This is a genomic window from Kangiella sp. (assembly GCF_014762745.1).
GTDB lineage: Bacteria > Pseudomonadota > Gammaproteobacteria > Enterobacterales > Kangiellaceae > Kangiella.
The window spans coordinates 1-21,716 of sequence record NZ_JABURJ010000071.1 but is presented as its reverse complement, the minus strand read 5'-3'; the positions used below and the strand labels follow the sequence as shown (position 1 = coordinate 21,716).

At 46.0% G+C, this 21,716-nt stretch carries 22 protein-coding genes; 13 read left to right on the top strand and 9 right to left on the bottom strand.

The genetic code is table 11. The features are described 5' to 3' along the window. On the top strand, positions 1 to 444 hold a 444-nt coding region (locus HUJ19_RS05250; protein WP_290622652.1), incomplete at its 5' end, for a DMT family transporter. Positions 445 to 507: 63 nt separating this feature from the next. Here the strand turns inward: HUJ19_RS05250 and HUJ19_RS05245 are convergent. The 7 genes from HUJ19_RS05245 to cutA form a co-directional block, all read right to left on the bottom strand. Then, positions 508 to 870 carry a hypothetical protein gene (locus HUJ19_RS05245; RefSeq protein WP_290622651.1) on the bottom strand — a complete coding sequence of 121 codons (363 nt, stop codon included), beginning with the start codon at positions 868 to 870 and terminating at the stop codon, positions 508 to 510. A gap of 423 nt (positions 871 to 1,293) precedes the next feature. Further along, complete coding sequence (gene dsbD / locus HUJ19_RS05240; RefSeq protein ID WP_290622650.1) at positions 1,294 to 3,189, bottom strand: protein-disulfide reductase DsbD; 1,896 nt, start codon at positions 3,187 to 3,189, stop codon at positions 1,294 to 1,296. A gap of 172 nt (positions 3,190 to 3,361) precedes the next feature. Continuing rightward, positions 3,362 to 4,267, bottom strand: a complete 906-nt coding sequence (locus HUJ19_RS05235) for an FAD:protein FMN transferase (RefSeq protein WP_290622649.1) — start codon at positions 4,265 to 4,267, stop codon at positions 3,362 to 3,364. 14 nt (positions 4,268 to 4,281) lie between these two features. Then, positions 4,282 to 5,586, bottom strand: a complete 1,305-nt coding sequence (locus HUJ19_RS05230; RefSeq protein ID WP_290622648.1) for a DUF3570 domain-containing protein — start codon at positions 5,584 to 5,586, stop codon at positions 4,282 to 4,284. Positions 5,587 to 5,621: 35 nt separating this feature from the next. Next, on the bottom strand, positions 5,622 to 5,846 hold the full coding sequence (locus tag HUJ19_RS05225; RefSeq protein WP_290622647.1) for a DUF4266 domain-containing protein: 225 nt from the start codon (positions 5,844 to 5,846) through the stop codon (positions 5,622 to 5,624). After that, positions 5,843 to 6,376, bottom strand: a complete 534-nt coding sequence (locus HUJ19_RS05220; protein ID WP_290622646.1) for a TlpA disulfide reductase family protein — start codon at positions 6,374 to 6,376, stop codon at positions 5,843 to 5,845. The genes HUJ19_RS05225 and HUJ19_RS05220 overlap by 4 nt, the downstream gene beginning before the upstream one ends. 211 nt (positions 6,377 to 6,587) lie before the next feature. Next, the gene (cutA, locus tag HUJ19_RS05215; protein ID WP_290622645.1) at positions 6,588 to 6,941 is read right to left on the bottom strand and encodes a divalent-cation tolerance protein CutA; all 354 of its coding nucleotides are present in this window, start codon (positions 6,939 to 6,941) and stop codon (positions 6,588 to 6,590) included. 67 nt (positions 6,942 to 7,008) lie between these two features. Here cutA and HUJ19_RS05210 point away from each other — a divergent pair, with 67 nt between their 5' ends. The 6 genes from HUJ19_RS05210 to HUJ19_RS05185 all read left to right on the top strand — a co-directional run bounded on the left by HUJ19_RS05210 (position 7,009) and on the right by HUJ19_RS05185 (position 12,801). Next, positions 7,009 to 7,533, top strand: a complete 525-nt coding sequence (locus HUJ19_RS05210) for an FxsA family protein (RefSeq protein ID WP_290622644.1) — start codon at positions 7,009 to 7,011, stop codon at positions 7,531 to 7,533. Positions 7,534 to 7,704: 171 nt separating this feature from the next. Continuing rightward, the gene (gene groES, locus HUJ19_RS05205) at positions 7,705 to 7,995 is read left to right on the top strand and encodes a co-chaperone GroES (RefSeq protein ID WP_106645822.1); all 291 of its coding nucleotides are present in this window, start codon (positions 7,705 to 7,707) and stop codon (positions 7,993 to 7,995) included. Positions 7,996 to 8,039: 44 nt separating this feature from the next. Next, the gene (groL, locus tag HUJ19_RS05200; protein WP_290622653.1) at positions 8,040 to 9,683 is read left to right on the top strand and encodes a chaperonin GroEL; all 1,644 of its coding nucleotides are present in this window, start codon (positions 8,040 to 8,042) and stop codon (positions 9,681 to 9,683) included. Positions 9,684 to 10,383: 700 nt separating this feature from the next. Further along, the gene (locus HUJ19_RS05195; protein ID WP_290622643.1) at positions 10,384 to 11,202 is read left to right on the top strand and encodes a hypothetical protein; all 819 of its coding nucleotides are present in this window, start codon (positions 10,384 to 10,386) and stop codon (positions 11,200 to 11,202) included. Positions 11,203 to 11,283: 81 nt separating this feature from the next. After that, the gene (gene can, locus HUJ19_RS05190; RefSeq protein WP_290622642.1) at positions 11,284 to 11,916 is read left to right on the top strand and encodes a carbonate dehydratase; all 633 of its coding nucleotides are present in this window, start codon (positions 11,284 to 11,286) and stop codon (positions 11,914 to 11,916) included. 75 nt (positions 11,917 to 11,991) lie between these two features. Next, entirely contained in the window at positions 11,992 to 12,801 is an 810-nt protein-coding gene (locus HUJ19_RS05185; protein ID WP_290622641.1) for a hypothetical protein, read from the top strand. Here the strand turns inward: HUJ19_RS05185 and HUJ19_RS05180 are convergent, their stop codons facing one another. Continuing rightward, positions 12,802 to 14,181, bottom strand: coding sequence for a phosphate ABC transporter substrate-binding/OmpA family protein (locus HUJ19_RS05180; protein ID WP_290622640.1), 1,380 nt, complete (start codon positions 14,179 to 14,181; stop codon positions 12,802 to 12,804). A gap of 128 nt (positions 14,182 to 14,309) precedes the next feature. Next, complete coding sequence (locus tag HUJ19_RS05175; RefSeq protein ID WP_290622639.1) at positions 14,310 to 14,759, bottom strand: YiiD C-terminal domain-containing protein; 450 nt, start codon at positions 14,757 to 14,759, stop codon at positions 14,310 to 14,312. Between the two features lie 133 nt (positions 14,760 to 14,892). On the opposite strand from HUJ19_RS05175, the gene HUJ19_RS05170 reads away from it, so the two are divergent. From HUJ19_RS05170 to HUJ19_RS05145, 6 genes are all read left to right on the top strand, one after another. Then, on the top strand, positions 14,893 to 16,638 hold the full coding sequence (locus tag HUJ19_RS05170; RefSeq protein WP_290622638.1) for a VWA domain-containing protein: 1,746 nt from the start codon (positions 14,893 to 14,895) through the stop codon (positions 16,636 to 16,638). A 101-nt stretch (positions 16,639 to 16,739) separates the two neighbouring features. After that, entirely contained in the window at positions 16,740 to 17,363 is a 624-nt protein-coding gene (locus HUJ19_RS05165) for a sigma-70 family RNA polymerase sigma factor (protein ID WP_290622637.1), read from the top strand. Further along, entirely contained in the window at positions 17,360 to 18,118 is a 759-nt protein-coding gene (locus HUJ19_RS05160) for a hypothetical protein (RefSeq protein WP_290622636.1), read from the top strand. Before HUJ19_RS05165 ends, HUJ19_RS05160 begins: the two co-directional genes overlap by 4 nt. A gap of 196 nt (positions 18,119 to 18,314) precedes the next feature. After that, the gene (gene coxB / locus HUJ19_RS05155) at positions 18,315 to 19,484 is read left to right on the top strand and encodes a cytochrome c oxidase subunit II (RefSeq protein ID WP_290622635.1); all 1,170 of its coding nucleotides are present in this window, start codon (positions 18,315 to 18,317) and stop codon (positions 19,482 to 19,484) included. Positions 19,485 to 19,486: 2 nt separating this feature from the next. Then, positions 19,487 to 21,046, top strand: a complete 1,560-nt coding sequence (gene ctaD, locus HUJ19_RS05150; RefSeq protein WP_290622634.1) for a cytochrome c oxidase subunit I — start codon at positions 19,487 to 19,489, stop codon at positions 21,044 to 21,046. 27 nt (positions 21,047 to 21,073) lie between these two features. Then, positions 21,074 to 21,640, top strand: a complete 567-nt coding sequence (locus tag HUJ19_RS05145) for a cytochrome c oxidase assembly protein (protein WP_290622633.1) — start codon at positions 21,074 to 21,076, stop codon at positions 21,638 to 21,640. Positions 21,641 to 21,716: the final 76 nt, after the last annotated feature.

Sequence of the window (21,716 nt, the reverse complement as noted above, 5' to 3'; positions counted from 1 at the left end):
TATTCGCCAGTATTCTTAACATTACTGCAAACTGTCATGGGTAGTATCTTCTTCCTGCCGCTAATATTTGTGCAGGGTGCCCCTATCAGTTTTGATGTATCTGCGGAAGCAGTATTGGCCATCATGTTCCTCGCCTTCGGCGTAAACATCTTTGCCTTTACCTGCTACAACTTCGCCTTCAAAACCATGCCAGCCAGTCAGGTCGGAAGCTTAATGAACTTACTGCCCCTTGGCACAATGTTCTTTGGTTGGGCGTTGTTAGGTGAAACATTAAATAACATGCAGTATGTGGCGGCAGGACTGGTCCTATTCGGCGTCATCTGGTCACAAACCAAACCACGCCAGAAAACAGTCTTCATCGAACAGGAAATGGTCACCAGATCTTTGCGCCATAAAGCAAAGCAGAAAATTCGTAAAAGTTTTGGCTTAGTAGAAACCCCTTAGTGTGTGTTAAGCCAAGGAGAAAGCCGGCGCAAGCCGGCTTTTTTTTTTGAAAATAACGAAAAATTAGCTAAATTGTTCCCACCAATCCGAATTATAGTGGCGTGAAGTAGTAATCAGTAGTGGAACGCGATTTGTTTCGAAAGAGATTTCTTTATCTTTGTCTGATGCTTGCCTTATTAGGTCAACCGAAATAAGGGTGCATTTCCACCAAAATTCATTAACAGTTTTACTTGAGTTTAAAATGGCTGAAGCATAAAGCTTAACAGGATGTTTAGTAGAAACTTTACATAGGTGATGAATGTTAAGACTTAATCGAGGTGTGTCTAAGATAGTTTCAATTTTATCAGCTAGATCATTTAATTCACGTGAGCTCCCTGACAGTAATAACGCGTCATCATTCTTAAAATTAAATAGTCCAAGATTCATACTAATCCTTAAGTCACACAAAAGTACGGTTTGAGTATTGAGTGGCATGCATTCAGTTTATGATTATAAGATGGCTTCTGAAATAGTCTAGTCAGATGGATTATAAGCTATCAGGCTTGCTCCAATGGGCCCCTTATATTGAGCTAAGCCACGTACAAAATATAGTAATCAAAATCGTGGATGATTTTGATAAGAATTTTCAGCACAAGGATGTGATGTAAATTCTGGTGCGTTAAGTATTTTGGGAGTGGCGCAGGCAGTCACGCGGAGCGTGGCCTCAATATCGGGGTGGCCTTCTCTTTGATTACTTTCTCTTGGCCACTCAAGAGAAAGTAATTCGCTGAGTAGCGAAACCATAATTTAAGGAATGGAGTTTATAAGAGCATGGATTCCCACTTTCGTGGGAATGACGAAAAATAAAACCTACAAACCAAACGCTGCCTCAATTCTCCGCTTAAACACTTCCGCTTTTTCAAAGCCATTGGCACGATATTGGGTCAACTCATTACCTTCTAGATCAAAGAATAGAATACTGGGTAAACCGAGTACTTTGAAGGCATTCATCAGTTCGACGTCCTGTGGGTCATAGGCGGTGACGTCGGCTTGCAGTAACACTGTATTGTTTAGCGCAGCATGTACAGCTGGATCTGTGAAAACGAGGGCTTCAAATTCGTAGCAGGAAGCGCACCATTCGGCGAAGAAGTCGAGCATGACGGTTTTGCCTTGCGCGTTGGCTTCGGCAACACGTTGTTCGAGTTGAGATAGTGTTTTTATGCGCTCAAATTGAAGATGAGGTTTAGAGCTACCGGTCAGGGTGCTCTGAGGTTTCGCCTGGGCTGGACCTTCTGCATCCTGCGAGTATTCGGTGGTCATCATGGAGTAGGACTGGCCAAGCGGTTGCAGCAGGTTGCGGTTGCCTTGTGCGCCGCCAATAACAAGTAACGCACCGTAAATCATTAGAACTAATCCTAAACCAGCGAATAGGTTTCTCCAGCCAAGATTTGGCTGCTGGTTTCTGAATAAATAATAGCCTGGAATGAGTGCCAGTAACGCCCAGCCGTACATGTAGATGCTGTTTGGCAGCAGGTGTTTGATTAGATAGAGCGCAACGGCCAGCATGGCGACACCGAAGGCGGCTTTAATGGCATTCATCCAATTGCCGGCCTTAGGCAGGAAGCGTCCCTCGGTAACGGCGATAATGATCAGCGGAATACCCATTCCGATACCGAGCCCATACAGGGAAACGGCACCCAACAGAATGTCACCGGTTTGCGCAATAATCAACAGGATGGCAATCAGTGGCACCGTAACGCAGGGGGAAACGATTAATGCCGATATGGCGCCCATAATCGCACTACCAATATAACTACCGGTTTTTTGGCTGTTACTTTTTTCTGCCAGTTTGGCTTGCAGGCCTGCAGGCAGTTGTAATTCATAAAATCCGAACATGGAGAGTGATAGCAACACGAAAACAATCGCTGCACCAATCACAAAAGCCGGGCTTTGCAGGTAACCGGAAAGTGATTGACCAGCTAACGCAACCAGTACACCGAAAATGGTATAGACAATGGCCATGGCCTGGGTGTAACTCAAGGCGAGTCCAAAGGCTTTGCGAGTGGTGATATCTTTACCCTGGCCTGCGATAATGCCTGAAATAATAGGAATCATTGGGAAAACACAGGGGGTAAAAGTTAGACCAAGACCGATCAGAATAAACTTGAAGAAGTTCCAGAAAACGCCTTTTTGCTCGAGGTCATCCATCAGGCTTTGTTGCTCGCTGACGAAAGATTTTTTGTTGCTTGCGTCCTTTTCACCAGTAGCACTCTCACCACTACTATTAGCTAAAGCCAATGTAGAAGCGGGAACTTCAAGCACTACCTCGCGGGTGGTTGGCGGGTAACACAGGCGATCTTCGGCGCAACCCTGAAAGTCAATGCTTAGGGTCATTGGGTTGCTGGAGTCAGAAAAAGGTACAGCGATTTCTATGAAATTATAGTAAACCTCGGTCAGGCCTAAGTAAGGATCATCTTTTTCCTTACCATCCGGAATCAACGGCTCGCCAAGAGTTGCATTATCGCTTTTGAAGCCGAAGCGTTCGCGATACATGTAATAGCCTTCGGCGATTTCAAATTTAACCAGAACCGTGTTGTCGAGAATTTCAGCCTGCAGCACGAAAGCATCATCGACTCGTAGCAACTCTTCTTCTTCGCCAAGTAGGCTGTTGAGATCGATCTGAGCCGCCTGTGAGGTAGTAGTGCTAATGCCTATGACGACAAAACTAAGAAAAGCTAAGAAAAAGCTGTGAATTGATGTTTTCATGCCAATGTTCATGTAAAAAATGACCTGTTGATGATGATTAACCGCAGTTCAACCACTAAGGAAAGACGTTATTTTACGCAAAGCCAGGTGAACTGTATGTAAATTCATGAAAGCCAGTGTCAGCTTTCTGTAAATAATCCGCTAAATGCGCGTAAATTTATGTTTTATGCGCTTATCGGCGCTGTATCCAATGCTCAACTTGTTGTGACTCTAGAAACTCTTCGGCACCCTGTCCTTGTAGCATGGCCAGAGTGGAAAGCATTCCGGCCTGAGTGCAGTTATTGGCCAGCACCGTTACTGATGCCGGTGCATCGGTAACTGGCCAGCCGGTTTTTGGGTTAAGTACATGACTTAACACTTTACCCTTGTACTGCAGGAAGCGTTTGCTGTCACCGCTGGTTGCGACCCCGCCGTGTTTTAACGCAACTTTCGGGGGGATTTTATTTTGCCCAAGCGCCAATGGTTCGATTCCGATCAGCCAATGTTCACGGCTTACGGGTGGTGCGGTTGCCACAATATCGCCGCCGAAATTAATCAACACAGGACAGTCGGTTATTGCCCGCGCCAGCGTAGCGGCGGAATCCACAGCGTACTCTTTGCCGATACCACCGAAGTCAAGCGCCATACCCGCTGGCATCTGTAGTTTCGGATTTGCCCAGGAGACTTTATTCCAGCCAATTTTGGGCAACAATTTGTTAATTTCTTTCAGCGCCGGAACATTGGAACTGCCATCAAACTTCCAGATCTTGCCGAGTACGCCTGAGGTAATATCAAACATGCCATCACTCACCTCAAAGCACAGATCCGCAAAGTCCAGCAGGCGCGCCGTTTCCGCATCGACCTCAACGGGCTTTCCGTCCGCGTTATTGATGTAGTAAATGATATTGTCAGTACGGTAGCGGCTAAAGGTGCTTTCGATACGCCAGGCTTCGTTGGCAACGGCTTGGGTGACTTGCTCTGCCAGCGCATGGTCCGAGGTTTCTATAATGACTTCGCAAGGTCCAGCCATGGCCGTAAAGTGGCCAGTAATGAAACCCTGCGAGTCTTTATAGGCAATAGAGTGCAATGCCTCGTTCATCAGTGTGAATGTCGTTAGAAGGAGTAATTGACCCTTAACATAACGGCATTCCAATCCGGTAACAAGGTTTGCTGCTGTAGCGCACCGTATTTTTCCGGCTCGGTTGGCGTCTGGTTATACATCTCCAGCGAGAAGCGCCATTGATTGCCTGCCGCTGTCTTCATGCCATATTCCAAACCAACCGTGATCGCATCATACTCAGCCAGTCGATAGTCTGCCGAAGCAAACTGTGGCAGAGGCTGATCCTGGCGTAAATAAGGCTGGTAAAAATCGGCCTGAGTTTGTGTGTAATAACGGACATGCGGTTGCCAGTAGTCGCCATTATCCAGGGCAAAGCGATACTTGAGGTCGACGGTATGTGAGTCGATTTCCCAGTCATCGGTCATATAACGGTAGGAAACGTCGAGAATATCACCGTCAATATAACGCTTATAACGGCCAAACAGACCATGCTTGGTACGCTCGTCAGGGCGGCTTTCAAACAGGACATTCGCGACCGGAATACCATCATCAAAATAGTTGCCCTGATCATCCAGTACACTCAGCACCTTATAAGGGTCATTGTGATAACCGTCCGACATGCTGTAGGAATAATTAATCTGGAACAGACTTTCGCGGTCAATAACCTGCGTAATACCCAGCAATAAGTCTAGCGTATCCTTGTCCTGGCTGCCGCTAAGCTTGTTCTGCGGATCGCCCACTGGCTGCATCCGCGCTAAAGCGATCGGCGCTCCGCCAACCGGATCAATCGAGTCGAAAGCATAGGATATGCCTGCAAATAAAGTGCTGTTGCGATTATTAAAGTCGTAACTGATATTGCCGTTTATCGAAGCCGACAGATAATCGTATTCTTTAGAAATGTTGGCGCCAAGACCCGCTTTGGTCATATCAGAAACCGGGAAAGTCCAGTTGGCTGCAAGCGCCGCACGAGTATCTTTGAAGGTATCATCAAGAGGATATTCATTAGCATTAACCGTATAGCTGGCATTACCCGAAGGGCGGGTAAAAGTTAACGGCTGGTCGCTGGCTACTGCCCCGCTGGGTGATGCACCGGTCAAAGAGTCAACAGTCAGCTTGAGATTCAAATATTCTTCTTCATCTAATCGTTTATTGGCATTGAAAACGGGCTCTATAGCAGAAACACGACTGTCACTTTCTGAGTAAAACAAAAAGGCAGCGTCGAATTTCCAGTCACCAATAGCCTGCTCTGTGCTGGCTGGTGCGCTTTTATCCTGCTCTTCTTCAGCATGGGCATTACCCGTAATAAGGGTCAGTGTTGCGGTAGCCAGAGCCGATTTCAGTAATACATTCTTCTTCATATGTGAGTACTCACTATAGTGTTCTTATCTTGCAATTAATTACAGCCGCAGCCGCCGCCGGCATAAGCGCGACCGCCACTGGAAGCTTCCTTACTGAAGTAAATGTGATCATCAAGGGCATCGGTCAGAGGCTGCTCATCAAGTGCCATTTCAGGCTTAGCCAATAAATCCTTTTCCCAGGCGTTGACGCCCATGGTCGAGCAGCCGCTCAGTAAACTGAAACCGAGGGTGACGACTAACAGTAGTGACTTGTGTTTCATTCTGAATCTCCTGTGTTGCTCAAACTGGTGGACTGTTGAGCCGTTGTAGCGCGTAAAGATTGAATCTGATCGTTGATTTTGCTGACGTCTTTCTGGCGGAAGCCACGATGACGGTATTTGGCTGCGCCAGTCTGATCCAGCAGGTAGCTGGTCGGCATGGCGTCAACCTTAAAGTATTTGGCTAATTCGCCATTCTGATCATAAAAGATGGTGAAATTGGCTGGGTATTGAGCTAAAAACTGCTCTGCGGCACCCGGCTCGGAATCCTCATTGATGGCGATAATGACAAAGTTATCCTCACCATAGGTTTGCTGGAGTTCATTCATGACTGGAAATGATTGGCGGCATGGGCCACACCAGGAAGCCCAGAAGTCCACATAAACCACTTTGCCCTGATATTGCTCAAGATTAAGTTGCTTTAATAAATCACTGCTTTGCTTATAATCATTGGCTGTGGCAATAGGTGAGCCGAGTGAACTAACGGCCAGCAGCAGCAAGCCTTGAAAAAGCTGAGAAAAATGAAGTCGCATGATACAAGCCTAACTCTGTCATATTAATGTTGGCTAATATGCGTGCAGAGTTGATCAGGAGCAACGAACAAATGCGCGTTCGCTCTTTAGAGAAGCGAAAAAGGCAGGGGACAAATGTCTATTATAGGAAAGCTCTAATATAAAATTACTGTATTTTCAGTAAGATAGAGTAATTGAGAGCTGTTTGGCAAAATTGATGAAAGTTAAGTCATTAAAACCGCAAACTGTTTTCGAGCCATTGCAGATAGGCCGAAGAGGCCTGCTCAATATTGCAGCTGATCAGCTCAAAAACATCATAAGGATGCTCCTTTTCCAGCAGATCACCGAGCTCCGCCATCAACTCGGCATGGGTCTTAATGATCATCAGAACCTCCGCATCCTTTTCCACGGCTGAACGACCTGAGGCATCGTGCCAGCGGTAAATGCTAGTGATGTTAGGTACTATATTGACGCAGGCTGCCAGCTGGTCGCTGACCATCAGGTCGGCCAGGCGCTCAGCAGTGTCCTGATCGGGCGCGGTACATAAAGCGATTTGAAAATCGTCCTGTTCAGAAAGTCGTGTCATATCCGTCGAACTTGTGATTTACTCGAATGTCCCCATTATAAAGCTAACCTTTATCAAAGACACACTTATGTTTTTTCGATCTTTTTTTCTACTGTTCATCGTTCTTGCCGTCCTTGAAATCTATGTGCTGATTGAAGTGGGTAACTGGATTGGCGCCCCGGCGACTATTGGCTTAATTTTGCTGACCGGTATTATCGGTGTAGCCTTGCTTAAACATCAGGGCTTGTCAGTGTTTGAGCGCTTCAAAAGTAAGATGCAGCAGGGCCAGGCGCCCGCGCAGGAAATCATTGAAGGGGTGCTATTAATCATCGCCGGAGCCTTCCTGATCACTCCCGGATTTGTTACCGATACCATTGGCTTTTTATGGCTTATCCCGGCTACGCGCAGCGCTTTTGCCAGAGGCATGGTCAAAGCCGGCTGGTTCAAATTCCAGAAAATGAGTGGAAAGGGTAATTTTTATTACGAATATCACCAGCAGAGTGAAACGCGTTCCAGCTCAGAGCAGGAAAGCCATCATGAGGAGCACACCAGAGTCAGCGGTAGTCGCGTAATCGAAGGTGAATATGAAAGAAAAGACGATGAAAAACAATAGGTTATAGAAGTCAGCAATAAAAATTATAAAAAAGTGAAAAAATTAGCACTCAGCCCCCTTGAGTGCTAGCAAAAAGCCCCCATATAAAGCCGCAACTAATTTTTATTAGGTTATTTCTTAAAAACAAACTTTCTATAGTGAGTTAACTACTTTCTATACTAGGAGAAAAACATGAACTTACGTCCATTACATGATCGCGTCATTGTGCGCCGTTTAGAAGAAGAAACAACCTCAGCCGGCGGTATCGTGATTCCTGATAACGCTAAAGAAAAGCCAAGCCGTGGCGAAGTCCTTGCCGTTGGTAATGGTAAGCCGCTGGATTCTGGCGAAGTCCGCGCTGTCGACGTCAAGGTTGGCGATAAAGTATTGTTCGGCAAATATGCCGGTACTGAAGTCAAAGCCGATGGCGAAGAGCTTCTAGTCTTGCGTGAAGACGACATCATGGCCGTAATTGAAGGCTAATTGATAGAAATTAACCGAAATTCAACTAATTTTAGAGGAAAATAATCATGGCAAAAGACGTACGTTTTGGAGATGACGCCCGCAAACGCATGCTAAAAGGCGTTAATACTCTAGCTAACGCAGTACGCGTAACTCTTGGTCCTAAAGGCCGTAATGTTGTACTAGACAAATCATTCGGCGCACCAACCATCACTAAAGATGGTGTTTCTGTAGCTAAAGAAATCGAGCTTGAAGATAAGTTCGAAAACATGGGCGCGCAGATGCTTAAAGAAGTGGCATCACAAACTAACGACATCGCTGGTGACGGTACAACAACAGCTACCGTATTGGCTCAGTCAATCGTTACTGAAGGTCTAAAAGCAGTTGCTGCTGGCATGAACCCAATGGACCTTAAGCGCGGTATCGAAAAAGCAGTAACCGCTGCCGTTGAAGAATTGAAAAACATTTCAGTACCTTGCGAAGACCAAAAAGCCATCGCGCAGGTCGGTACCATCTCAGCCAACTCTGACGAAAGCGTTGGTAAAATCATTGCTGAAGCAATGGCCAAGGTTGGTAAAGAAGGTGTTATCACGGTTGAAGAAGGTTCAGGTCTACATAACGAACTGGACGTGGTGGAAGGTATGCAGTTCGACCGCGGTTACCTGTCTCCTTACTTCGTGACAAACGCAGAAAGCATGCAGGCTGAACTTGAAAACCCATACATCCTGTTGGTTGACAAGAAAATCTCAAACATCCGTGAATTATTGCCTGTATTGGAAGGTGTTGCTAAAGCCAGCCGTCCATTATTGATCATCGCTGAAGATGTTGAAGGCGAAGCGCTAGCTACTCTAGTTGTGAACACCATGCGCGGTATCGTTAAAGTTGCAGCCGTTAAAGCTCCAGGTTTCGGTGATCGTCGTAAAGCCATGCTTGAAGACATCGCGATCCTGACTGGCGCAACTGTAATTTCTGAAGATATCGGCATGAGTCTTGAGAACACAACGCTTGAGCAACTTGGTACAGCGAAAAGCGTTCAAATCACTAAAGAAAACACAACCATCATTGATGGTGCCGGTGACAAAGCGCAAATCGAAGGCCGCGTTAAGCAAATTCGTGCGCAAATCGAAGAAACTTCTTCTGACTACGACCGTGAAAAACTACAAGAGCGCGTTGCTAAATTGGCAGGCGGTGTTGCAGTAATCAAAGTTGGCGCAGCAACAGAAGTTGAAATGAAAGAAAAGAAAGACCGTGTTGACGATGCACTACACGCGACTCGCGCAGCCGTAGAAGAAGGCGTTGTAGCAGGTGGTGGTACAGCATTAGTACGCGTACTGTCTAAATTGGTAGACCTGCGTGGTGATAACGAAGAGCAAAATGTTGGTATCAAAATTGCTCTACGTGCCATGGAATCACCACTACGTCAAATCGTATCCAACGCAGGTGCCGAGCCAGCAGTGATCGTCGATAAAGTCAAAGCCGGTGAAGGTAACTTCGGTTACAACGCAGCAACTGGCGAATTCGGTGACGTAGTAGAAATGGGTATCCTTGACCCAGCCAAAGTAACTCGTAGCGCCCTACAAAACGCCGCTTCAATCGCAGCTCTAATGATTACCACAGAAGCCATGGTAACTGAGCTACCGAAGGAAGAAGGTGGTGCACCTGATATGGGTGGTATGGGTGGTATGGGCGGTATGCCTGGCATGATGTAATTTAACGGGTCTTTTTGCTCCATTTCTTTGTTAGGTTAACTTTTACGCTTGGTCATTGGCTAGTAGCCAACTCCCGCGCTTAAAAAGTTAACCTGCCTCGAACTGAAGCAAAAATCCTCCGTTAAAACCATACTAGAAAGGCCTCGCGAAAGCGGGGTCTTTCTGTTTTGGCACTAATTGCGATGCTCATTGGCCTCTAGTCCAGCTCTTTAAAAATAGGGGCTTCTCATTACGACCTGCGCCGCGTTACAAAGCAAAACATCTGCGTTAAATACTCACCTAAGTTTAAAAGCCCTGCCACTGGTAGGGCTTTTTCTTTGCTGCATTTCTTTGTTAGGTTAACTTTTACGCTTGGTCATTGGCTAGTAGCCAACTCCCGCGCTTAAAAAGTTAACCTGCCTCGAACTGAAGCAAAAATCCTCCGTTAAAACCATACTAGAAAGGCCTCGCGAATGCGGGGCTTTTTTTATGCCTCAATCAATAGCTCACCTATTCTGTATTCTAATAGATATCGTAGGCTGGTGATGAGCGAAGCCTACACTTGATTTTATTGAAACCGTATTGGTAGGGGCAGACCTGTGTGTCTGCCCGCTATAATTGAGCTAAGCAGGAATGGATAGCTAGAAAATATTTCCGGTGGCGGAAGATTATGATTGAAGTTAAAGTTATCTGTGCCTTTTGAGGGACGCTGGCATTGTTAATGTGGGAATTGAATAAAAATAGAGGAAGAGCAATGGGTTCTATAATTAAAGTTGTAACTGGAATGGTCATTGGAGTTGTCGGCTTTTGGGTTCTTGATCGATACTTTATGGAGGATGAGTACAAGGTCAGGCAGGATAGCGAATATAACCAGCAAGCTACGCTGGCAAAAGAGGATGAGGCTGTTGATAAAAACAAGACACTTGCTGATTCTCAGGATGAAAGTGAATCAGTGAAAATTGAAAGCTTAACCAGTGAACTTGAGTCGTTGAAGCGTCAAGTGGAAGTGACAAATCAGGAGTTGCAGGCATCAAAGCTAGAAAGCAAACGCTTGACTGCTATCTTGAAAGGAGATGGTACAAGTCTTGATGGCTTAACAGCAGATCAGAGCAATACAAATGATAGTCCAAGTGATCAGAATAAATTTGAGGGTATACCTGAATCACACCATTCGTTATTGACTCGTCCTGAATCGATGCCTAAAGCTACTCATGAGTTACATGATGACTTAGTAAATGAGCAGGAAGATATCAGTTGGGCTACCATGAAGGAGCAACAAATTAATCACTTCCTTATGACTTATAAGGATAATGGGCAATACATTATTCATAAAGTAGAGTGTAGAAGTACTCTGTGTGAAATCATAGGAACAGAGCATCCTTCTGAAAGGGACGTATGGGCTGAGGTCACAGGTCAGATGCGAAATCAGGCCTGGTGGGAGTTTACTGGTACCCATACCACAAGTTCATCAGATTCGAGTGGCAACTTGTTATTTGTAACCATATTGCAGAGGGTTAGGGGTTCGGAGAAAGCAAGCTAGAGGTCAGAAGACCTGGCAGGATTAATCGTGTTATGATGCGCGATCATAAGTTGCTGATTCTGAGCAGGGTTTATTTCCTCAATGAGTGATATTCAAGAATTACTAAAGAATAATAAAGAATGGGCTGAGAGAGTCGAGAAAGAGAGTCCAGGCTTTTTTAAAACCTTGTCTGAGCAGCAGTCGCCTAAGTATCTGTGGATTGGTTGTTCCGATAGCCGTGTTCCAGCGAACCAGATTACGGGTTTATTGCCGGGTGAAGTTTTCGTGCATCGCAATGTGGCGAACGTGGTATCTCACAATGATTTCAACTGTCTTTCTGTTCTGCAGTTTGCCGTTGAGGTGTTGAAAGTTGAACATGTCATCGTCTGTGGTCATTACGGCTGTGGTGGTGTTAATGCGGCTTTGACCACTAAAAAGCATGGATTTATTGATAACTGGCTGAGTAATATCAAGGATGTTTATCTGAAGCATGAAACCAAGTTTACACTAATAAAGGATGAGCTGGAGCGCTCCAACCTGATGTGTGAGCTGAATGTGATTGAGCAGGTCAGTAATGTTTGTCGCACCACTACGGTACAGGATGCCTGGGATCGTGGGCAGGATTTAAGTGTGCATGGCTGGTGCTACAGTCTGGAAAATGGCTTGATCACGGATTTGAAGGCGACGATAAGTGGTAAAGAACAGGTGCCGGATATTTTCAATTATCAGGAATAAGCGGTAAGCTGTAGTTAGCTGGGCTTTTGGGGAAGCGTAGCGAATTAAAAGATAGCCAGAAAAAAAGGAGGGAGAATGCGCAGTGATAAGGATAAAACTGCGGTGGATGTTTCGGCGTCTGCTGTACAACATTATACCTATCGAATTTTTTCACCACTGGGAGCCTATCCGGCACAAAGCCTGTCTTCACCGCTGGGTCAGTTAATTGTTGAAAAAGATTTTATTGCGCTGGCGTTTAAGGATAATCCGCAGGCGCATGACCTCAAGTTTATGTTGGCTATGCTGTTGTCAGTCAATGACGATAAAGGTTTTCTTAAACTTTACCCTTTCCCTTATAAGCATTTCTTTGTCTCGACCAGTTATCAGGTGTTACCGCAAAAGTTACACCAGGACGTTAAGCAGAAACTTTCCGACCATTATCGCCAAAGTGGTGAAACCATTCCTGAGTTTGATCTTTACCAGAATGCCAAAGGTGCTTCATTACCGATCATTCTGGGCGGTACTGTGTATAGTACCTTTGATGGGCTGATTGATAGTCATCAGTTTAATCTGCTGTCGGATATTTTGTATCAAAAGAAGGATGGCCGATTTGATCTGATCTGCAAAAGTCTGTTGCTGAGCAATCAAAATAGTTGCCACTTTCAGTTCAGCCAGCAGGCGGTACTGTTTTTGCTGGATGCATTAATTCTGTTTGAAGATTTTGTTGGGCGGAGCAGGGTTGACAGCTCCCGGCTGCAAACCCTGCTGACCCAGCTTGGTGATAATAAAACTGATTCGTTAATTGCTAAATACCAACTGGCTGAGTCAATGACGCCACTGGATTACAACAAAGCCTTTGACGCCTTATGTCATGCCCTGACGAAAAGTTTGCTTAAGGCGAAATGATCAGCGCCCAACCCAGACTTCAACGCGACGATTTTTGTTGCGACCGTTTTCTGTGCTATTTGAGGCGATGGCTCCCTTGCTGCCATAGCCTTGAACATAGAAAGGCTTGACGCCTGCCTGCTCCAGCTCATCGGCAATAATTCTTGCCAGTCGTTTGGAGTCGTCCTTGTCATTCTCTTCGTTGCCGGACTCATAACTAAATCCGAATAGAAATAAATCTTCCAGCTGGTGCGTTTGAACGTATTTGACCAGGCGCTGTATATCCAGCTTGGCCTTGTTGTCTAGTTCGTCAGTGCCCTCATCAAAATGGAAAGTGATGGATAAGCGCTTTGAATCAGTGATCATGTTGAGATAACGTGGCGGGTAATTCCGATTAAAGCGAATGGTCGCATCGTTCACCTTCAATGAAATGAGCCCAGTCTTTTCGACCACCGCTTGAGCTTGATCCTGTTGCACAAACTGCATAAAGCGACGAGCATGAACATTAGTGTTGTTACTCGGGTAATACATATAGAGGCGACGACTTAATACATAGTCCTCGGTGCTGACCGTGAACAGATTAGGTTTAAAAGACAATGCGACACCAGACTCTGACAATGCTAATGGCTTGTTATCATTAACGTAAGAAAGGCCGATAAAACCAATCGCACCAGGCGTATTATAAACCATATCGGATAGTTCGCCCGATGATTCATAGCGTTTGGCATATTCAGAAAGTGATAACTTGTGTCGTTTTAGAACCAGTGATTTAAAAGTATCGAATGTTCCTGAATTATCATCACGCGCGAACAGGCTAATCTTTTGATTGGGCCCGCCTATTTCCTGCCAGTTGCGAATCTCACCAGCAAAAATTCGCGCCAGCGTTTCGGTGTCCAGAGTGTTCATTTCAAGCTGTGGATGAACTATGACTGCCAGACCATCGACCGCAATGGTTAACTCGCTGTCAACTGACTTGAGATCACCATAAAGGCTACGCATTTGCTCACGTTCTTTTTCCTTAATACGGCGAGAAGACATGGCGATATCGGTATCTTCGGCGGCTAATGCCTTAAAACCGGTGCTGGAGCCATGTGCCTTGATGTCCACTCCTTTTAGAGTGCCATCCGGAAACTGTCCCAGTACAGTCTTTTCAACCGCATGAGTTTCAACAATGCCAGTGCGAGTGGCGCCTTCGGCCTTCAAGAACTCCTCTGCCAGGCCCGGTGCCAGCGATTCGCCAATCGTATTGGAGCCTTTCATTTCAAACAGAATGGTCGCTTTACTGATATCTCCAGCAGAAAAGCTCTGGGAGCTGTTTTCCTCAGCGAAAGCGGTTATAGACTGGGCGAATAGGGCGCAGACTAATAAGGCGCTAGCTAAATTTCGCGCAAGTGATGTCATGATCACTCCTGTTAGTGTCAATCAAGCGGATTAGTAATAAGTCCGCAGGATTATAAGATCTAACAGGGAGCGCAAAATGACAGTTTTATGACATTGCAATATAACGAAGGGAGCCTTTGTGACAAAAATTACGATATTTTTTTAATGACCGCAAAATCAGCCTGCATAGTGGCTTTGCTTTCGCCTGCCTCAATCACATCAATTTCCAGCGATAGTTTGCCACGACCTCTTGAATCAAATCGTTTGAGAAAGTGTTCAATAACATCCGGATCTGAAACCTGACAACTGGCCACTATATCGCCCTCAATGGGCTTGCTGTAGCGAATGGTTGCACTGGCCAATACTACCGAACCCTGGCGTTGATGTTGTTGCACCAGATGGGTGACTAGTGACCAGCCCGCCAGGGTAGCCGTAGTGTAGATGCTGCCAGCAAATGCGGTGTTATGAATATTTTTATTGGCCTCAAAAGGAGCTGACAACTGAATACTGTTGCTGGTCAGGTTATCGACCTGAACTTGGAGGGCTTTGGTGATGGGTATTTCTTTATACAGCAGTTGTTGCAGTTCAGTGGCTTCCATGAGTACACAAAGGTTTGCGGATAGTTAGAGGCTACTCTAACAATATTTTAAAAAAAGTTAACCCTTTTCCAACTGGTCAGCGTTTATAGCAGTGTTGTTAATGCCAATAGACAGAATTAAGTGGAGTACGGAAATGAATATCAATAAAGCAAACACTGTAACAAAGTCATTAAAAGTCAGCGTGCTGGCAACGATGGTCGCTTTGGCCATCAACGGCTGTCAGAACACTGACACAGCTAACCAGCAGGCCGAACGTGATAAACAGGTGGCCGCTGCCAAAGCAGAAGAGTTGAAGCGAGCAAGGCAGGAGCAGGAAAAGATTGTAGTGACCGGATCGCGCCTCATGCCAGAGGCAAAGGAAAGAATGGCTTATTATGATGCAGCTATGCCAGCTCCACAGTCTCCGGCAATGTGGCAACAACCAGAAGTTAATCGCGAACAGTATCAGCACTTTGATGAGTCAGGTATTTTTCTGGCCAAAGAACAACCGGTTTCGACCTTTAGTATTGATGTGGATACTGGCTCCTATTCCAACGTACGCCGTATGTTAAATGATGGATATTTACCGCCACATGATGCGGTGCGTTTGGAAGAGTTTGTGAATTATTTTAATTATGATTATCAGGGGCCTAAATCAACTGAACAGCCATTTGCCGTGAATACGCAGGTATTTTCTGCGCCCTGGAATCCAAATGCCTATCTGATGCAGATTGGGATTAAAGGTTTTGAACCTGAAAAGCAGGAATTGCCGCCATCCAATCTGGTGTATCTGATCGATGTCTCGGGCTCCATGAATAGCGAAGACAAGCTTGGGCTGGTTAAAAAGTCACTGAAACTCTTAGCGCAGGAAAGCAGCGATCAGGACAAGATTTCTATCGTGGTTTATGCCGGAGCCAGTGGCGTGGTGCTTGAACCAACCAGGGGCAATGACCGGATGGCGATTGAGCATGCATTGGATAGACTAAGTGCAGGCGGTTCCACTAATGGTGGTGCAGGCATTGAACTGGCCTATAAGCTGGCCGAACAGGCTTTTATCAAAGATGGCATTAATCGAGTGATTCTGGCAACCGATGGCGACTTTAATGTTGGCACCGTTAATCGCGAACAACTGATTGACCTGGTTGAGCGTAAACGCGAAAGCGGCATTTCCTTTACCGCACTGGGCTTTGGCAGTGGTAATTACAACGAACACCTGATGGAACAGCTGGCCAATAAAGGTAATGGCAATTATGGCTACATTGATAGCTTGCAGGAAGCGCGTAAGTTACTGGTCGAGCAACGTGCCGGAACTTTGATGACCATTGCCAAGGACGTCAAAGTTCAGGTGGAATTTAATCCACAGGTGGTTGCCGAGTATCGGTTGCTAGGTTATGAGAATCGAGCCCTGAACCGCGAAGATTTCAATAACGACAAGGTAGATGCCGGTGAAATCGGTGCTGGACATACCGTGACCGCGCTCTATGAAGTGGTGCTAGTTGGTTCAGAGGGGCGCCGGGTGGATGAGTTACGTTATGGTGAACGAGAAGCGCAACAGAAAAAGCTGGCTGATGAGGCCGCGCTGGTAAAACTGCGCTATAAGATGCCGGATGAAGATAACAGTAAACTAATCAGCCATGTCATTGAGCGTAACCAGTTTACTCAAGACAACAGGGTTGCTGGGGATAGCCAGTTTGCTGCCAGCGTGGCAGGTTTCGCACAACTATTGCGTGGCGGTCGCTACTTGAATGGTTGGGATTGGCAACAGGCAATTGAGCTGGCGCAAAACAGTAAAGGAGCGGACAAAGATGGTTATCGCGGTGAAATGATTCAGCTGATGAAGATGGCGCAGCTTTTAGATGAGCAGAATGACCGGGCTGATGAGCAAGTCAGTAGCCAATAATTTGTGACAAACATAAGCATTCAGCAGGTAACAATATGCTTGAAAGCCTGAAGCTAACAAGCCATTATGGCGCTGGGGATGTGTTTCACAAGAGATCACGAGTGACCAGAAGTAACGAAACCTTTGACAGCAATCAACAGCGCCAAGCCTCTCAATCAGCCGAGCTGAGCGATGAGGCTTTGATGGTTGGCTATGCCAAAGGCAATATGCGTGCTTTTGAACAACTCTATTTGCGTCATAAGAATCCACTGCTGCGCTATTTTTTACGTCAGGTGGATAGCCGCACGACTGCCGAAGAACTGTTTCAGGAGACCTGGCAGAGCCTTATTAAAGCCAGTGATGGTTATCAGGTCAGCGCCAAATTTACCACCTGGCTTTATCACATGGCCCGCAACAAGCTGATTGATCATTACCGAAAGCAAGGCAGAGCTGAAGAATTGTCACTCGATGATGAAACCGAAATGCAGCCAGTGGCGAGTTCCGCCAGCGAGCCTGAGCAGCAGCTTAATGAGGCTCAATCGAAACAGCATTTTTTGCACGCATTGAACCAATTACCGCCAGCCCAACGAGAAGTGTTGGTGCTCAAAATTGAAAGTGCCATGACGGTGCAGGAAATCGCAGAAACCATACAGGATAATGCGGAAGCGGTGAAAAGCCGCCTGCGTTATGCAGTACAGAAACTCAAGCAGTTGATCGAGAAAGCAAGGCTTGAGGTGGAATTATGAGTAAAGACAAAGAGTTAGAACAATTAAATCAATGGCAGGGTGAGGAAGAAACCAATCCAGAACTGGATCAGAATATTCTCGCCATGGCCGAACAGCACCTTAAACAGAAGGAGCGCAAGGCCGCTGGCGGTAGCTGGTGGCATCGCCTGCGCGTGCCGGTTTCTGTCGCTGCTGGGCTGGTGGTGACCCTCGGTATCGCCCGTCTGATGGTCAATCTAAGTGGCGAAGATATGAATAGCATGGCGCAGGTCGCCAGCTCAGAGCAGATGGAACAACGTTATGTCATTGATATGCAGGCCGATCTGGCCAGACAGGAGGCTATGAGTAAACGTGAGGCAGAAACGCGTGCACGTCTGGCTGAGCAAAAGATGATGGCACCACCGGCAGCGCCGCAGGAACCGGTGCTGGAACTGGAGCCGCCAAAAGTCAGTGATATGGCTGAGGAAAGCATTGTTGTTACAGGTTCGCGCATACGATCAGAAGACCTGGAAGGAGCAGAGCCGGTAACAGTGATCACGGAAGAAACTCAGCAAACCGCCGGCTTTGATGAGCATGGCGTATTGGATGAAGCTGTGCTGGGTTACCCCTTGCCTGAGGTTTGGGTTGAGGAAATCGAGCAGGCTCTGGATGAAGGCGATGAGATAAGCGCCCTAGATGAATGGGGCCAGTTCAAGCGCACTTATCCCGAATATAAGGTGGATGAAAAGCTGCTCAATCGCATAAAAACCCTACAAAAACTGCAAGAGAATCCCTAGTTTAGTCAGGTTTTATTACAGATCCGTCTAGTTTTTCCCTATCTTCTCAGATAAAATGGCCGCCCTTAAATCTTGATTCGGATCAAGGTTGATTGGTCAAATTCCTGCTAGGGCAGACAGGAATGGCTTATTTTTAACGATTCTAATTTATAACAATTTCCGCATTTTGCGGGTTAACGTTAGTGGAGAGAAGAGCATGTCATTGTTCCGCAAAGTCGCTCTCGCTGTAGCCGCGCTAGCTGTTTTAGTGCTAACCGGTTGTAGTGAACAGGCGTATAACATGCGTGAAGGTGTGACTGAGATCAGTAAAGAAGTTTACAGCCTGCACATGATCGTAATCTGGGTCTGTGTAGTGATCGGTGTCCTTACCTTTGGCGTAATGTTTTACTCGATGTTTGCACATCGTAAGAGCAAAAACCCAAATCCAGCCAAGTTTTCTCACAGCACCACCGTTGAGATCATTTGGACCGTTATTCCTTTCATCATCCTTATCGCATTAGCAGTTCCTGCTGTTAAGTTGCTGATTAAAATGGAAGATTCCAGCAACCCAGATATGACCGTTATGGTTAAAGGCTGGCAGTGGAAATGGGAATATAAATACATCGATGGCGATAATGATCCAAGCAACGATGTAAGCTTCTTCTCAAACCTTGACGATGCTTCGCGTCAACAAGCTCTAAATGCCGGTAAATATTTCTCTGGCACCAAGATTGAAGACGAAAACTACCTTCTTGAAGTTGATAACCCTCTAGTTATTCCAGCAGGTCAGAAAGTACGCTTCCTGGTTACTGCTGAAGACGTTATCCACTCTTTCTGGGTACCTGACTTTTCTGTAAAGAAAGACGCAATTCCAGGCTTTATCAACGAAGTTTGGACCAAAGTTGACGAGCCAGGTATTTACCGTGGTGTTTGTGCTGAGCTATGTGGTAAAGACCACGGCTTTATGCCAATCGTGGTTAAAGTGCTTGAGCAGGCAGAATATGATGCCTGGTTGGCAGAGCAGGTTGAAGCCGCTAAGTCAGGTCCTGACTTGAATGAGCGTACAATGGCTCAGCTTATGACCGAAGGTGAAGCAGCTTATAACAAGTACTGCGCTGCGTGTCACATGCCAAACGGTCAAGGTAACGGTCCGTTCCCATCATTGATTGGAACAGAAGTTGTTACTGGTGAAGGTAGCGTTGATAAACACATTGATATCGTATTGAACGGCGTACCAGGCACTGCGATGCAGGCATTTGGTGCTCAGTTAACGGAAGCTGAAATTGCAGCGATTATTACTTACGAGCGTAATGCCTGGGGTAATGACACTGGCGATAAAGTTCAGCCTCAAGACATTTACGATATTAAAAATGGTGGAGGGGAGTAATAATGGCTGACCATAAACCAAAAGGTATTTCGCGTTGGTTGTTTACGACCAACCACAAAGACATCGGTACCATGTACCTAGTGTTCTCGTTCATCATGTTCCTGATTGGTGGTGCTATGGCAATGGTTATCCGTGCCGAGCTTTTCCAACCAGGTCTACAGTTTGTTGAACCTAACTTCTTTAACCAGATGACCACCCTGCACGGTTTGATCATGGTCTTCGGTGCCGTGATGCCAGCTACTGTAGGTCTTGCTAACTGGTTGATTCCTATGATGATCGGTGCGCCTGATATGGCATTGCCACGTATGAACAACTGGAGTTTCTGGATTCTTCCAGCAGCCTTTACCCTGTTGTTGTCATCATTGTTTATGGAAGGTGGTGCGCCTAACTTCGGTTGGACATTCTATGCGCCGTTGTCGACCACTTATGGTCCGCCGTCCACTGACTTCTTTATCTTTGGTGTTCACTTGATGGGTATCTCATCCATCATGGGTGCTATCAACGTTATCGTGACTGTATTCAACATGCGTGCTCCTGGCATGACATTGATGAAAATGCCATTGTTCGTATGGACCTGGTTAATTACAGCCTTCTTGCTGGTTATGGTTATGCCAGTACTTGCCGGTGCGGTAACCATGATGTTGACTGACCGTCACTTCGGCACATCATTCTTTGATGCTGCTGGTGGTGGTGACCCGGTCATGTTCCAGCACATCTTCTGGTTCTTCGGTCACCCTGAAGTTTACATCATGATTCTTCCTGCGTTTGGTATCGCTTCTGCGATTATTCCAACATTCTCTCGCAAGAAGTTGTTCGGTTACTCTTCAATGGTTTACGCAACTGCATCGATCGCATTCCTGTCATTCATCGTATGGGCACACCACATGTTTACCGTAGGTATGCCGGTTAAAGGTGAATTGTTCTTCATGGTTGCGACCATGCTGATCGCGGTTCCAACGGGTGTGAAAGTCTTTAACTGGATCGCTACCATGTGGAAAGGTTCAATTACATACGAAACGCCTATGTTGTATGCGATTGCTTTCGTAATCCTGTTCACAATCGGTGGTTTCTCTGGTGTGATGCTAGCGCTTACTCCGGTTGATTGGCAGTATCATGATACCTACTTCGTAGTAGCCCACTTCCACTATGTACTATTCCCTGGTGCGATTTTCGGTACCATGGCGGCAGTTTATTACTGGATGCCTAAGTGGACAGGCCGTATGTATGACGAGAAGTTAGCGAAAATTCACTTCTGGTTATCAATCGTGTTTGTTAACTTAACCTTCTTCCCAATGCACTTCTCAGGTTTGGCGGGTATGCAACGTCGTGTTCCTGACTACAACATCATGTTCTCTGACTTCAATATGTGGTCAAGTATTGGTGCATTCGGCTTAGGTTTAACTCAGTTCCTATTCCTGTGGATCCTGGTTAAAACCTGCATGTTGAAGAAAGGTGAAAAAGCTACTGACCAGGTTTGGGAAGGTGCAGAAGGTCTTGAGTTTACTCACTTGCCTTCACCAGCGCCGTATCACTCGTTTGATACACCGCCTAAAGTGGACTAAACAATTCAACTGATGAAGTAACTGATTATGACTAATAGTAACCAGCAGCCAACAGAAGATAAAAACAAGGTCATGACCCGTAAATTGGTCATGGTCACCTTGATTATGTTGGCTTTTGGTTTTGCCATGATTCCTTTATATGATGTGTTCTGTGAAATCACGGGCCTAAATGGTAAATCAAATGGTCTTGCTGTTTACGAACAGCAGGAGCCGGATACCAGCCGTGAGATTACCGTGCAGTTCATGACAATCACCAAGAACGACATGCCTTGGGATTTTGAGCCGGTGGAAACACAGATTAAGGTTTATCCTGGCAAGGAATATGAAGTTTCTTTCAAAGTTAAAAATCGCGCAGGTAAAGCCATTGTAGGTCAAGCAATTCCAAGTTTTTCGCCAAATCTGGTAAGTCAGTATTTCAATAAAACAGAATGCTTCTGTTTTAACCAGCAAACACTGGCTGCTGGGGCAACTGAAGAAATGCCAATGCGTTTCTTTGTAGACAAAGATTTGCCGGAAAAGTATGACACCATTACATTGGCTTATACGCTACATAATGTAACGCCTGCCGAACAACAAACACAGGCTGCTGACTAAGACGTCAGCGCTACGGTCTTTAACGGAGACATACGATGAGTGAACAAACAAATACAGAATACGAAAAGTATTATGT